This is a genomic window from Butyrivibrio proteoclasticus B316 (assembly GCF_000145035.1).
Taxonomy (GTDB): domain Bacteria; phylum Bacillota; class Clostridia; order Lachnospirales; family Lachnospiraceae; genus Butyrivibrio; species Butyrivibrio proteoclasticus.
Genome location: NC_014387.1, coordinates 3,056,804 through 3,071,476, shown reverse-complemented (window position 1 = coordinate 3,071,476; position 14,673 = coordinate 3,056,804). Strand labels below are relative to the sequence as shown.

Annotated in this window: 11 protein-coding genes; 10 read left to right on the top strand and 1 reads right to left on the bottom strand. The window is 41.1% G+C overall.

The window, feature by feature from the left end; translation table 11 throughout:
- Positions 1–2 precede the first annotated feature (2 nt).
- From BPR_RS12745 to BPR_RS12700, 10 genes are all read left to right on the top strand, one after another.
- Positions 3–1,862, top strand: a complete 1,860-nt coding sequence (locus BPR_RS12745) for a thiamine pyrophosphate-binding protein (protein WP_013281895.1) — start codon at positions 3–5, stop codon at positions 1,860–1,862.
- A gap of 77 nt (positions 1,863–1,939) precedes the next feature.
- Entirely contained in the window at positions 1,940–2,131 is a 192-nt protein-coding gene (locus tag BPR_RS12740; RefSeq protein WP_042257074.1) for a hypothetical protein, read from the top strand.
- A 117-nt stretch (positions 2,132–2,248) separates the two neighbouring features.
- Complete coding sequence (locus tag BPR_RS12735) at positions 2,249–6,091, top strand: InlB B-repeat-containing protein (protein WP_013281894.1); 3,843 nt, start codon at positions 2,249–2,251, stop codon at positions 6,089–6,091.
- 5 nt (positions 6,092–6,096) lie between these two features.
- Complete coding sequence (locus tag BPR_RS12730; RefSeq protein WP_013281893.1) at positions 6,097–6,567, top strand: hypothetical protein; 471 nt, start codon at positions 6,097–6,099, stop codon at positions 6,565–6,567.
- A gap of 55 nt (positions 6,568–6,622) precedes the next feature.
- Positions 6,623–7,402, top strand: coding sequence for an alpha/beta hydrolase (locus tag BPR_RS12725; protein ID WP_013281892.1), 780 nt, complete (start codon positions 6,623–6,625; stop codon positions 7,400–7,402).
- Positions 7,403–7,564: 162 nt separating this feature from the next.
- The gene (locus BPR_RS12720; protein WP_013281891.1) at positions 7,565–9,139 is read left to right on the top strand and encodes a glycoside hydrolase family 28 protein; all 1,575 of its coding nucleotides are present in this window, start codon (positions 7,565–7,567) and stop codon (positions 9,137–9,139) included.
- Positions 9,140–9,168: 29 nt separating this feature from the next.
- Positions 9,169–10,743, top strand: coding sequence for a glycosyltransferase family 39 protein (locus BPR_RS12715; RefSeq protein ID WP_013281890.1), 1,575 nt, complete (start codon positions 9,169–9,171; stop codon positions 10,741–10,743).
- A 79-nt stretch (positions 10,744–10,822) separates the two neighbouring features.
- Positions 10,823–11,371 (top strand): ribonuclease domain-containing protein, encoded by a 549-nt coding sequence (locus tag BPR_RS12710; protein ID WP_013281889.1) that lies wholly within the window; start codon positions 10,823–10,825, stop codon positions 11,369–11,371.
- Positions 11,368–11,646, top strand: a complete 279-nt coding sequence (locus BPR_RS12705) for a barstar family protein (protein WP_013281888.1) — start codon at positions 11,368–11,370, stop codon at positions 11,644–11,646. Before BPR_RS12710 ends, BPR_RS12705 begins: the two co-directional genes overlap by 4 nt.
- Before the next feature lie 69 nt (positions 11,647–11,715).
- On the top strand, positions 11,716–12,756 hold the full coding sequence (locus tag BPR_RS12700) for a S66 family peptidase (protein ID WP_013281887.1): 1,041 nt from the start codon (positions 11,716–11,718) through the stop codon (positions 12,754–12,756).
- Positions 12,757–13,446: 690 nt separating this feature from the next.
- On the opposite strand, the gene BPR_RS12690 is transcribed toward BPR_RS12700, so the two are convergent.
- The gene (locus BPR_RS12690; RefSeq protein WP_013281886.1) at positions 13,447–14,589 is read right to left on the bottom strand and encodes a glycoside hydrolase family 88/105 protein; all 1,143 of its coding nucleotides are present in this window, start codon (positions 14,587–14,589) and stop codon (positions 13,447–13,449) included.
- Positions 14,590–14,673: the final 84 nt, after the last annotated feature.

Below are 14,673 nucleotides of genomic sequence, written 5' to 3'. Positions count from 1 at the left end.
AAATGAAAGTTTCAGATTATATAGTAGATTTTTTGAGGAAAAAAGGCGTCACAGACTGCTTTATGGTAGTTGGTGGTGGCGCTATGTTTTTGGATAATTCATTCGGTCATGCGGAAGGAATAAAATGCACTCATTTTCATCATGAACAGGGAGCGGCTATTGCAGCAGAGAGCTATTCAAGGCTCAACAATCAGGTTGCAGCTCTGTGTGTGACATCAGGACCTGGAGGAACAAATGCTATAACAGGTGTTCTGGGAGGTTGGCTTGACAGTCTTCCGATGTTTATTGTTAGTGGCCAGGTTCGCTATGATACCACTGTAAGATATTGGAAACAGACAGTGCAGAGCTCTTTGGAACAGGCTGAATATGATGACTTAAGATCTCTTGGAGATCAGGAATATGATATTACCAAAATGACCGGGCATATATGTAAATATGCAGTAATGATTGAAAAACCGGAAGACATCAGATATCACCTGGAAAAGGCATGGTTCCTGATGAAAAATGGCAGACAGGGTCCGGTTTGGCTTGATGTTCCAGTAAACTATCAGAATACGGATATTGAAGTAGAAACACTTAAGGGGTTTGAACCTGATAAGGAAGGCTATGGCAAAACTTTTCCGCCTGCATTTGGCCCTGATAAGGCCAGAGATATCCTTGAACAGATAAGACAGGCTAAGAGGCCTGTGATCTATGCCGGAGCAGGTGTCAGGTTATCAGGAGGCTTTGAGGCCTTTAGATCGATGGTCAGGAGGCTTGGAGTTCCGGTTTGTACATATTGGGATTCAATTGATCTTATGGAAGATGATGATCCTTTGTACTGCGGAAGAGGCGGGAACATGGGAGATCGTTCGGGCAACTTTGCAATTCAGAATTCAGATCTTTTGCTTGTTATAGGAAGCAGACTTTCTATCAGACAGGTGGGCTACAACTGGAGCAGCTGGGCAAGAGAAGCCAGAGTTATCATGGTTGATATTGATAGAGCTGAGATGACCAAGCACACCATACATGTAGATGAGAGAATATGGGCAGATGCAAGAGATTTCTGTGAAGTGATGGCTAGGGAAGCAGGAGACATGACGCCTGTAAGCCCTCGAGATGAATGGAGAGAGCAGTGCATCAGGTGGAAAGAGAAATATCCTGTTGTGTCCGATCAGCAGAAGAACACAGGAGATGATCCTGTTAATGTCTATGGATTTATGAGAAGCCTTTCGGAGAGACTACCAAAGGGAAGTCTTACTGCTGTAAGTAATGGTGCTTGCTGCGTAGCAGGACATCAGAGCTATGTTATAAAGGAAGGCAGCAGATTTTTTAACAATAACGGCGTTGCAAGTATGGGATATGGACTTCCTGCCGCAATTGGTATGTGTATAAGCTCCGGAAGACGTGATACCATCTGTCTTGAAGGAGATGGCAGTATCATGATGAACCTTCAGGAACTTCAGACTGTGATCACCAATAAGCTGCCAATAAAAATATTTGTAATTAATAATAATGGTTATCATTCTATCAGGCTTACTCAGAACAATATTTTTTCTGAGTATTCAAAAGTGGGTATCGGACCTGAAAGTGGGGACCTTGCATTTCCAAGCTTTGAGAAGATAGCAAGTGCTTTTGGGTATAAATATATTCCTATCAGAACAGGTAATGAACTTGCAGATAAGCTGGGGGAAGCTTTGAATACTGACGGGGCATTACTTTGCGAGGTATTTACTGATACTACACAGGTATGGGAGCCTAAGAGTTCTGCAAGGAGAAATCCTGACGGGACGCTTTCAAGCCCACCACTTGAAGATTTGGCACCATTTCTTCCTAGACAGGAACTTAAGGAAAATATGTATATTGCGCTTGAGTGCGAATAATTAATCAAAAAATTATTAAATTATGATTAGCTGTATGATTGACGTTCGGTAAAATAAAGACTGTGAAAGGAAGTATTATGGGCGGAAAAAAGGGGACGTTTATCGTTAAGATAGACAACTGCCAAAACGATACGTGGCAGGGGCGCGTCGTTTGGGCAGATGAAAACAAGACAGAGCATTTCAGAAGTGCTCTGGAATTATTCAAGCTAATAGATAATGCAATGATCAATAATGAAATGGGCAGTAAGAAAGACGCGGGGACTGCCTAATTATTAAAAAACGATAAATATTCGCTATTTTGTTGGATATCATTGCAACTTTATTGCATAATATTAAATGAAAATAAGTAAATAATTTTCGATTAAGTATTCAGAGGGGGCATTGTGATGCTTAAAGAGACAAAGAGATTACTGGCAGTTTTACTGGCGGTCGCTTTCGCAATCACTACCTTTGGTAGTGATTTTTCTTTTGCACGAGTTTTTGCTGCGGAAGATGAAGTAGTGCAGAAAACAGTTGCAGAAGATCAAATTGATACAGTGGAATGGGAAGCTGTACAAGGAGATGAACAGAATGAGGAATCACCTGCCGAGGGGGCTTTAGCAGATGGTTCTGATTCAAATGAAATAAAAGAAGAGGTAAGTTCAGAGGACGCTGCTTCTGCTCAGGCTGAGACTCCGGATCAGGAATCTGAGGCAAGTGGACAGGAAGTAGTCCCTGAAGCTAACCCTGACGTTAATAATGAGGGACAAATAGTTGAAGAGAGCATTTCTGAGAATACTTTGGAAGTTGCTGTTACAGAAAATTCTTCTGACAACGCTTCAACTATTGCTTCATCAGATAGTGCCAGCCTTTCAAGTTCAGAAGAGGCAGCAACATCTGCTTCTTCAGATGCAGCTTCAACAGAAGCTTCTAATAAAAAAATATCCAGTCCGGCACAGGGCTTTACAGGTGAATCTGTTGGGATCCATGTAGAGGTAGAGGCCCAAGAAGGCGTATTCCCTGCAGGAACAACAATGGTAGTCAATGCTATATCAGATCGTCTTGCCATTGATACAGCCAAGGAAGCTCTTGGCGAGACTGTTCAGCAGGCTAAGGGCGTGGATATTTCTTTCTATAACGCTGAGGGTCAGGAAATAGAACCATCAGATTCCAAGTATGTTCATGTATCAATTTCACTTAGCAGCGAACTTAGTGGAGAAACATTTAGTGTACTTCATAAGGATGACGCCGGAAATACAGAAAAGGTAGCAAATGCAAATGCTGACGGTGCATCTTTTAACGCGAATGCATTCTCTGTATATATTGTTGCAGGAGAAGGCGATTCTTCCCACGATACGGATGATAAAAGAGCAATTTGTACTTATACCTTCTATGTTGATACTACAGAGTTTAACACTCAGCTTGTAAAAGAGGGTGATACTCTTGCTCATCCGGGTATCCCTTCAGGACTTGGCTCTGATGAGGAATTCCTTGGATGGTTTACATCTGATGGCCAGGAAGTTAAGTTTGGAAAAGTCGAGCATGTTACAGCTAATAGCAAGGTTGATGCCTATGCCAAGATACAGACAACATATTATCTGACTTTTATTGGTGTTGACGGTGAAGTAGTTCATGTTAAAAAGAAAGTAGTTGTTACAGGCGAATCTACCATGGTAGATGTTAATGATATAACTACCAATCCCAAGAAGGATACACAGGCGTTTTACGGCTGGTCACTTAAAAAGGACAGCAAAGATATTATTACGGGTCAGGTAGATATATCCAAAGTTCATGAAGTTTATGCTGTAGCAACAGATGTACACTGGATTCATTTCGATGAAAATGATGGAGTGAAGGGCGGTGGAGCTTCTTACACCGGACCTATTCATGTAAAGACTGGAGAAACAGCTTCAGAACCTGCAGAGCCAACAAGGCATGGATACATTTTTGGAGGATGGTATACAAAGAAGGGGGCTGAGGCAGGAAAAGTAGACGAGTCATCTAAATTTGACTGGAGCAAAGTGTTTACTGACGATGACGAAGATATCACTCTTTATGCGAAGTGGAGTCCTAATAAATATGCTCAGTACACAATTGTTGTTTGGAAGCAGAATATAGAAGATGACAAAGCGATAACTGATAATAGTCAAAAGACTTATGATTATAGTGGAACATATACTGCGACAGCAAAGGTTGGAACAAAAGTTTCAAAAGCTCTTGCAGGTGATTATGCAAAAATTAAGGAAGAAGGATTCCATTATAGCTGGATAGAGGGCGTAAGGCTTGAAAATGGAACACCTGTCAAGGAAGAGAAGGTTAGAACAGAAGAAGACACTATCATAAATGTTTATTATGACCGAGATCTGATGAGTATTAAGTTTTATGTAGACAAACATGGTACTACATATAACGACCTTGTCTTTACCGGCCTTTATGAACAGAAATTATCCAAATATGGGTATGTATGGCCTGAGGATGCTGGACCATGGGTATTTGAACCAAAGCTTCTTGAGACAGAACTTAAATATTTGCATCTGGATTTTGTAGATTCATTTATCTTTACTACATATTGTAAGGGAACAGTGCTTAAAGTTTACCAGTACAAAAAAGGAGAGGTAAACACAGACTACTATTATTATTACCAGGAACTTGACGGAACTACCTATACACTTGACCATAAAATATCTCATTATGGTCATGAAGGTTATAGGTTCGAGTTCTTCTGTGATGATTACTATAATGGATTTAAACCGGAGTATTATATTCAGAATGGCGTAAAACATGATATGGTTTCCGGAGAGAAGATTACCGGAAATTATACAATAGATAATAGCGACGATATACATCTGTATTTCAAGAGATTGTCAAGCAAAATAGAATTCAAAGACAATTTCATGGGGAACACTTCAGTGGTAGCGGCTGATCCTGTATTTGATAGTATTCTCTATGAAATGCCACTTGATGGAAGTTACAACAACATAGATTATAAGGGACTTGCTCCTGATCTTAGTAAAGATCATGCATATGATAAGCCTGGATACAAATTTGTGGGCTGGTATGTGGATGAAAGCGGCCAGAAAGAGTATAAATGGAATGATAAGATGCCACTGGCCAATAAGATTCTCTATGCTAAATATGAGAAGGTTACATGCCATGTGATCCTTGATCCAAATGGAGGCCAGCTTATCAATCAGCAAAAGGCTGAATTTGATGTTCCTTACAGGGACACGCTTTCTAAGATCTCTCTTAATAAAAATATAGTAAGAGATGGCTATGAGTTTGTAGGTTGGTTCGAGGATACAGCAGGAAATAGCCCATATGGATATGGAGAGGTTCTCACTGATATCAAACTTACAGCTATGTGGAGAAGACCGGGTAATGTTAAGATTGTATATGTAGCCGGTGATCATGGAAGTGGAGAACCTGAAGATAAGTATATTTATGCTGTGGATTCATCGGCAGTTGTCGGGGCTCCTCCAAAGAACGTCGAGAAGGATTATGTATTTATAGGCTGGACAATTGATAACGATAAGAATAATATTTTGTATTATCCTAATAACTACTTTGGTATAAAAGAAGAGTATCTTGTAGATAAGGTTACAAGAGGAGCTGATACTGTTAAATATGTGGTCCTCAGAGCTAACTATAATACCAGAGAAGGAAGCGGTATCGATCCTGTTTATACAACGATCACATATCATTCCAATGATCCAAGAAACTTGTCCAAGGATGTAATTCTTGGACCAAACGGTGTAGATAAGCTTAAGGTTAATGAAGCTGTTAATTCACTTACTCTTAGTGAAGCGGGCTTCGAAAGACCTGGGTATGTATTCCTTGGTTGGAGTAAGGTACCGGGAGATAACAGAAACGCCAAGTTTGTTGATCCTGGACAGAAGATAGCGGCAGATAATGATGGAATACCTAATGACCTCTATGCTATATGGGTGACATCAGGTGATAATCCACCGCCACCAGATGAACCAGATCAGCCAGTTGTTATTCCTACACCACCAGATCCACCAACAACAGTAACAACAGTAACAACAGTTACTCCTGCACCAGCCGGACAGGTCCTTGGCGCAAGGAGAGAAACAGGAAATGGTCAGGCAGTTCTTGGAGCCAGAAGAGGAAGGACAGAAGATACGACCAATTTGGCACTTAGAGTGCTGGCAATAGTTGCAGCTGGGGCTGTGGCAGCAGGTCTTTTGATTACATCCAGGAAAAAGGATGATGAACAGAAGGAAGAGTAAGACTAATGAGTGAAGCCAAGCAAATGTTATTTGCCAGGAACTTAATAAGCATTTGTGTTGACGGTATCGAGAACGCAGATTATCAGGGCTGTTTGTGGCATCAGTATTCGGATGATCCGATACATTTTGAAAGTGCTACGGGCATGATAACGACTATGGATAATCTGATGGATGACTGGGATTTCCCACAGAAAGGACTGGATCAGAGGGAGTTTTCTCCCAAAGAACATCGTATTCACAGACGTAATGAAGTCAAGGATGATGAGCTTGTAATTGATAAAGTCCAGAAACGGCATGGAACCAGAAATATCCAGGGCAAAAGAGGAAAACTTGATACATTCATAGTGCATGTTGCTTATAGGCAGAATGCTACCTGGCAGGGGCAGGTTGTAGTAGCTTCAACGAATGAGAAAATATCTTTTTCCAGTGCTATGGAGCTTCTAAGGATTATGGATAAGAGCTTACCAATAGAATAAAAATATAGCAAAATGCGCACATTGCTGCGCATTTTTGCTTGAGAGGAAAAAGAATATGAAAGAAATAAAAAAAATCAACAAAAAAGTCAGCAGAGTATTGGGGGTGATCCTTGTCATTATCATGTTAATGGCAGTTGGATTTAAGTATTATGCCTCAAATTACTATAGGGCTGATATGAAAGCTATTTCTGAAATAGAACAGAGCGTCATTGAAAATGTGCAGACAATCAAAGGCGATGATCTGATTGTTTTTGCCCCTAAAAACAGTGAGCCAAAGGCTATCATAGTTTTTTATCCGGGAGGTAAGGTTCAGTACACAGCTTATAGCGGCCTTATGTATGAGCTTGCAGACAGGGGATATACGTGTCTTCTTCCCAGAATGCCGGAAAACCTCGCATTTCTGCGGGTTGGTACAGCAGATGATATCAAAAACAAATATCCGTTTGAGGTTCAGAAATACCAGGATCTTGACTGGTATCTGGCGGGCCATTCACTTGGAGGAGTTGCTGCAACCCAGTATCTGGCAGGGCAGGAGGATGGAATGTACAAGGGAATACTTCTTTGTGCATCATATACCACTTCTGATTTCAGTAACAAAGACATAAGATTGTTATCTATTTTTGCTTCCGAGGATGGGGTTATCAATACTCAAAGCTATGAAGAGAGTAAAACTAAATGGCCTTCAGATTCAGAAGAATATGTAATTCAGGGCGGAATTCACTCTTTTTTTGGAAACTACGGAATTCAGGACGGAGATGGAGTTCCAACTATCAGCAATACTGATCAGCTTATAGAAGCAGCTGATGCCATTGATGCCTTTATCAGCAGAGGATAACCTTATTTTGTTCAATGAGTGACAATTATTTTGTAGGGAAATGTGCTATCATGTAAGGGAATATGTTTACATGATGGCACTTTTTGGTATAGAGCACTTGGTGTGTGATCATTGAATTTGGTGAATAGTGCCATGAAGTTTGGTTGTAATAAGGAGTAGTTGATGAAATTTAATATTTTAGAGATCTTTAACAGAAGCGTAACTATAGAATTGGAGACAGATTCTATTTATCAGCAGGATGAAAAATATACTATAGAGATTGACGGGAAAGTGGTTTATGCAGGTAAGCAGAACGTAGTGTCTATTCCTGATCTTTTACCTGATAAGGATTACAGTATTTCTGTTAAGATGGGCGACACTGTAGAGACCAGGAACTTTACTACAGGGCATGAATCCTATCTTCTTGACGTTACAGCTTTTGGTGCAAAGGGCGATGGAGTAACTATGGATACAGCAGCAATACAGGCTGCTATTTGTGCATGCCCAAAGGATGGAACTGTTTATCTTCCAAAGGGAGAGTATCTGGTAACACCACTGTTTCTTAAGAGCGATATGACTTTGTGGCTTGATAAGGGCGCTGTGATCCTTGGAGATACAGATAGAAACCACTATCCTGTTCTTCCGGGAATGACAAGAGCTACCGATGAAAAGAGTGAGTACAATCTTGGAACCTGGGAAGGCAATCCGCTTAATTGTTATGCATCACTAATTACAGCTATTGATGCACAGAATCTCGATATAATCGGACCTGGAACAATTGATGGCAATGCCGGAAACAGTGACTGGTGGGTGAATGCCAAGGTTAAGAGAGGAGCATGGAGACCTTTTGCGATGTATCTTGTAAGATGTCAGAAGGTCAGAGTTCAGAATGTACGCGTCCAGAATTCTCCGTGCTGGACAGTTCATCCGTACTACAGTGATGATCTTGCATTCCTGAATCTGTATATTCATAATCCATCTGATTCACCTAATACAGATGGCCTTGATCCTGAGAGCTGTAAAAATGTCCTTGTGGCAGGAACAACGATTTCTGTGGGCGATGACTGCATGGCAATCAAGAGCGGCAAGTTTTATATGAGTATGGAACATCATAAAGTTACTGAGAACATTATTATCCGTAACTGCAGGTTTGAAAGAGGCCACGGCAGTGTGACAGTTGGAAGTGAAGTTGCAGGCGGAGTTAAGAATGTAAGGGTTACTCAGTGTATTTTTGATGGAACAGACAGAGGACTCAGAATAAAGACAAGGCGCGGAAGAGGCGAAAGATCTGTTCTTGATGATATTCTTTTTGAAAATATTGATATGAATGGCGTTCATATGCCATTTACAGTTAACATGTTCTATTTCTGTGACCCGGATGGACATACTGATTATGTTCAGAATCAGGAGCCGGCGCCTGTTGACGAGATGACACCTGCGATTGGCTCTATTACCGGCAGAAATATTGAATGTAAGGGCGCAAGCGCCAGCATAGTATGTGCTGTTGGCCTTCCTGAGAGACCTATTGAGAAGCTTGTATTTGAGAACATTAACGCGAGCTTCCTTCCTGAAAACGAGCGTGTTCCTGAGAGACCTGTCATGATGGATAATTTCGATGAGATGAGTGGCAGAAGCATTTATGCCAAGAATGTCAAAGAACTTGTTGTTTCAAATGTCAATATAACAGGAAGCGTAGACAGTGAGCCTGAGCTTATAGGCGTTGAACATGCAACTTTTGAAAATGTTAAATACAATTAAAGATAATATGTGATTACGTGGAGATTTATATGACAACCTTGAAAAAATCAGTATATGTAAAAGCTAATCTGATTGTCCTATTAGTTGCCTTATGCGTAGCTATTTTGCAGGGAAACTACGCGACTTCTATTGCAAGTGGAGCAAATGGTCAGATTCAGCTGGCGCTTCTGTTTCTTATTGGATTTGTAAGCCTGTTTTTGATAGCTGAGCAGAAACTTAAGGGAGAGCTTGATGCGCAAAAGGGAATACTCTGGACAGTTTGGCTTGGAATGCTGTTTAGAGCAGGCTATGTTTTGTTTTATGACATTTATACTCTTCAGAATGATGAAGGAACATATACAGGTTTTGGAACGGATGCTATCAATAACGGTCATATAGGTTACATTGAATATATTTATAAATTCTTCCATTTGCCGGATATGGATCCATATGAGCATTTTGGATACTATCATCCACCGCTTCACCACACGATTGAAGCGGTTTGGATGACAATACAGAGGCTCATTGGAGTTCCTGAGAAACTGGCATTTGAAAATCTTCAGGTTCCGACACTTATCTACTCCGGTCTTTGTATTGTTGTTATGCTGCACATTCTTGAAAAGAGCGGGATAAAAGAGGAACTTCTTAGTCTTGGTATGTGTCTTTTTGCTTTCCATCCAAAGCTGATTGTCCTAGGCGGTTCTATCAATAATGATATTTTAGCTCTTCTTCTTTTGCTGGTTACAATATGGAGAACATTGGAATGGGTTGAGGACAGGACATATCTTAATATCATTTTGATCGCGCTTTCTCTTGGCTTTGGAATGATCAGCAAACTAAATACTGCAATCTGCGCATTCTCTATTGCGCTTGTTTTCTTTATTTACTTTGTTCAGGTGATAAAAGAAGGCAACAGGGTTGCAATTGGAAGAACATTACTTGAGTACGTAGTGTTCGGTGTGATATGTATTCCAATTGGATTATCATATATTGTCAGGAATCTTATCCTGTTTGGAGAAAAGCCCGGAATTCCTTCACCGGCTCTTATTCCAAATGAGTCTGTAATGTATACAGGACCGTATTCTGTGTGGTCAATAATTGGAATACCAGGCCTTGCAGACTGGCATGCTGAATTTCCTTTCCATGTAATAAGTGCCGCATCTATCCATAATACCTGGGTTATTTTGTTCCAGACAGGGCTATTCTCAGAGAGTTATCCGGCAGATATTGGAAGAGGATTATTGGCTGTGTGTCAGATAGCGTATGTGGCTTCTATAATAGCAGGGGTTCTTTTGACAATAGCATTTATTGCATACTATACAGGCCGGTTGATTGGAGAGATCAAGGGAAAGGACGATTGTCTCAGAACAACATTCCTTCTGTTTACTTATGTATTTATGCTGATCAGTTTCTGTCTGTATGTGTTTAAGTATCCATATACTTGTAGCAGTGACTTTAGATATATGACTGCGTCACTGGTATTTACATCACTTGGACTTGTTTCGGTTTGTGACAACAAAAAGAATTTGTTTATGAGAGTTATTTCTCTTGTGGCAGTTTTTAGTGTAGTTCTTGCCTTGGCAGGATCTGTTATTTACTTCATGTTTTACAATCTGTCTGCCTGATCAGGATGGAAAAGCTTATTAGCTTATTTGTGTGTAATAAAACTCGAGATATAGGATAGTTATCTGGGAGATTAGACTGATGAAGGTTTGGAAAAAGATATTTAGAGGAATATCACTGTGGCTGATCCTGGCATTTGTATTTCTGACTGCAGGCTGCACCAAAACTGGAGAGTTTACAGAGGAGGCCTATACAGCGAATGAAGCTTTTAGCATCAGCAATGAAATAGGCGATTCCGGTGATGACAGCGCGGAAACTGATTTAGGTCAGAAGAGCCTTGGAATTGATGAAAACGGGACATACACCAGCAAGGATGATGTGGCAGATTATATTATCACATTTGGAAAGCTTCCGGCTAACTTTATTACCAAAAAGGAAGCGCAGAAGCTTGGCTGGCCCGGAGGAAGCCTTGAAGAGTATGCACCGGGTATGTGTATAGGCGGAGATTACTTTGGCAACTATGAAGGTCTTTTACCAGCCCAAAAGGGTAGGAAGTATTACGAATGCGATATTGATACGCTTGGTAAGAGTAAGCGCGGAGCCAAGAGAATAATATATTCCAATGACGGACTTATTTATTACACTGACGATCACTACGAATCATTTGAACTATTATATGGAGAGCCATGATGGAACAGGTTTTTTATATTGATCTATTTGAAGTATACAGTAAGGAAGACCTGCAGGACTTACTTGTGAGAGAACTTCCGCTTCCTGATTACTATGGTAAAAACCTTGATGCATTTAATGATGTGCTGAGAGAATTGGGAAGTGAGTGGAATGTTATCTTCTATAATTCTAAATTTGCCAGATACAGACTGGGCAAATATTTTGATGCTCTTGAAAGGCTTTGTGATGAAGCCTGCGAGGATATGCAGGGACTTAAGATAAGATTCTATCCATAAGTACAATAGGTACTTAAGCTGCTGATTCCTCGTATTTGTTTGGATCATAATAATCACAGGAGGAAAAATATGAGATATCCTGAGTTTTTGAAACCGGGTGGAACTATTGGATTTGTTGCACCATCTTTTGGATGTACCTTTGAGCCCTACATAAGCAGATTTGAAAACGCGAGAAAGACATTTTCGGAAATGGGCTATGGACTGGATATTGGCCCAAACTGTGATAAGGCTGAGGGAATCGGTATCAGTAATTCTCCCGATAAGTGCGGCGCTGAACTTAATGAGTATTATAAGAGTGACAAGAATGATGTACTGATGTCTGTAGGCGGTGGAGAGCTTATGGACGAGGTTGTGCCTTATATAGATTTTAAGGCAGTTGCAGCAGCCAAGCCTAAATGGTACATGGGATACTCTGATAATACTAATTTTATTTTTCCATCTGTGACACTCTCCGATACAGCTGCCATCTATGCTCCCTGCGCCGGAGACTTTGGAATGATAAAGTGGCATCCTGCTGTTGCAGATGCTTTTGATCTTATTACCGGTAAAAAACTTTCCTTTGAAAGCTATGATAAATGGGAGATGGAACTTCCTGAGAATCCCGATGATCTCTGCAGTTATTATGTGACTGAACCTAACAGGATGAAGGCTTACATTGGGAAGGACAATTCGGAGGATGAAGAAATAAGCTTTTCAGGCAGACTAATTGGTGGCTGCCTTGATTGCCTTGTAAACCTTTCTGGAACACCCTACGAAGATGCCAAGGGCTTTTCGGAGAGATATGCAGATGATGGAATTATATGGTTCCTTGAAGCTTGTGATCTTAACGTATACAGCATAAGACGTTCAATATGGAACCTGAGGGAGTCCGGCTGGTTTTCACACGTTAAGGGTTTTCTCATTGGAAGACCGGGAGCGGCCTTTGGACAGGAAATGTTCGGACTTGACCAGTACAACGCCGTAACAGACATGTTAGGTCAATATGGAGTACCAATCCTGATGGATCTAGATATCGGCCATCACCCTCCAATGATCCCAATGCTCTGCGGTGCCCTCGCTTCAGTATCCTTCAAGGACAACAAATTCACCATCGCCTACACCTTGAAGTAATGCGCCATCTGCAGACCAGATAAGCGCCCCGCGGGAATATATGCGTCGTTCAAGAAAGGATTTTTTCGTCCTTGTGAAAATTCGGAAGATTTCATGAGCTTTTTATAAGCGCCTATGAGAATTCTGCTTCGTTTCAACATGTGTGAGCACCCTGGAAGCTTTTTCCTCGCACCACTTTCCCCTGCTCGTCACTGACAAATGCAGATTTTCTCAGATGTTTCCGTATTTTTTCTTTTATTGATGCATGCTCAGCTAAACTTGCAGGACGGACAAGAAATCTACTAAATGAAAATGACAAAGCTCGCAAAAGCGAGCGTATTAAAAAGAGAAGAACTCAATCTTTCAAGTAAACTTGAAGAAGTTGAGTTCTTCTCTTTTTATAGATGCTACGCATCGTATGTCATTTTCATACTACAAAACAAAACGCTCCGTCCTGCTTCAGACAAAGCTTCGCATGCATCGTGAAAAAATGCTATGGAAACATTAGAAAATCGCATTTGCCATCTCAGACTCGCATGGGAAAGCCGGCTGCATCAGAAGCGCTTCATGGGTGCGAGTTTTGAAACGAAGAATTCTTATGGCGCTTATAAAAGGCCATGTAATCCCGGATTTGAGTGGCGAAAAAACCTTCTTGAACAAGCAAGAGGTCTCCGCGGGGGGAGTTACTGAGCAGGGCAGATGGCGATTGATTTATTGTCTGCGGAGGATCTCTGTGTAGGCGAGGATAAGGGGTGCAACACCCTTGGCTTCGTTCTCTACGACGGGCTCTGAGAAGTAGTACTCGAGAGAACCGTCACGGTGCTGAGCACCGCCAAGACCTGCTACGAGGCAGATACCACCAAGCTTTGGTGAGCCGTCTTCGTTACGGGATAAGTATTTTTCTGTGATTCCATCGAAGGCTTTCATGGCTACTTCTTCGAAACGCTTAGGAAGATATCCAAGGCGCACACCCTTCAACAGACCATAAGCGATAAGTGCAGTGCCGGAAGTCTCAAGGTAGTTGCGGGAATCATCTTTTTTATCAACAACCTGATAGAACATACCACTTTCATCCTGGAAAGGAATAAGTGAGTTTGCCAGGTTTTCAAGCATTGTCTGGAGGTATCTGTATTCATAGTACATAGATTCATCCATTGCTTCAGCTGTGTCTACTAAAGCTACTGTAAACCAGCCAAGAGCACGGAGCCAGAAATTGGGGCTGCAGCCGGTTTCCTTGTCAGCCCAGTACATTTCACGGCTCTCGTCATAGCCGTGGTAGTACAGACCGGTCTTTTCATCCTTCATAAGAGCTTCAACATTTTTGAACTGCTTGAAGGAATCAAGGCAGCCCTGCATTTTGTTGTAACGTCTCTCATATTCCATGTAGAATGGCTGTGCCATGTACATGCCATCAAGCCATACCTGATATGGATAAATGTTCTTGTGCCAGAAATTGCCTGCATTTGTACGAGGCATTGTATCGAGCTGGGCTCTTACTGTATCCATGGCTTTTCTGTATTTCTCTTTGCCTGTAAGATCATATAATTTGAACAGGTTCTTGGATGGATTAATATTATCAAGATTGTATTCTTCTGTACTGTAGGTCTTGATAGAACCATCGTCCTGAACAAACCATCCAACAAATTTATCAGCAAAATCAAGGTATTTCTGATCTTCTGTCATCTCATAGAGAGAAAGAACAGCAGTGATCATGCAGCCATCAATGTAATTCCACTTGTTAGGTTTGCCGCTAAGGACGTTCTCGATGTTCCAGTAGGGGTGCTCAGCATCAGATTTCTCAAGCAGGAAATCCACATATTCGCTCAGCATCTTGAAGGTTTCTTCTCTTGTCATAATAACTCCATTCGTGATAGTTGTTTTATACTTTGGGTTGTATATTTACAAAAAAATGCTCAAATGTAAGTGCTTACATTTTAG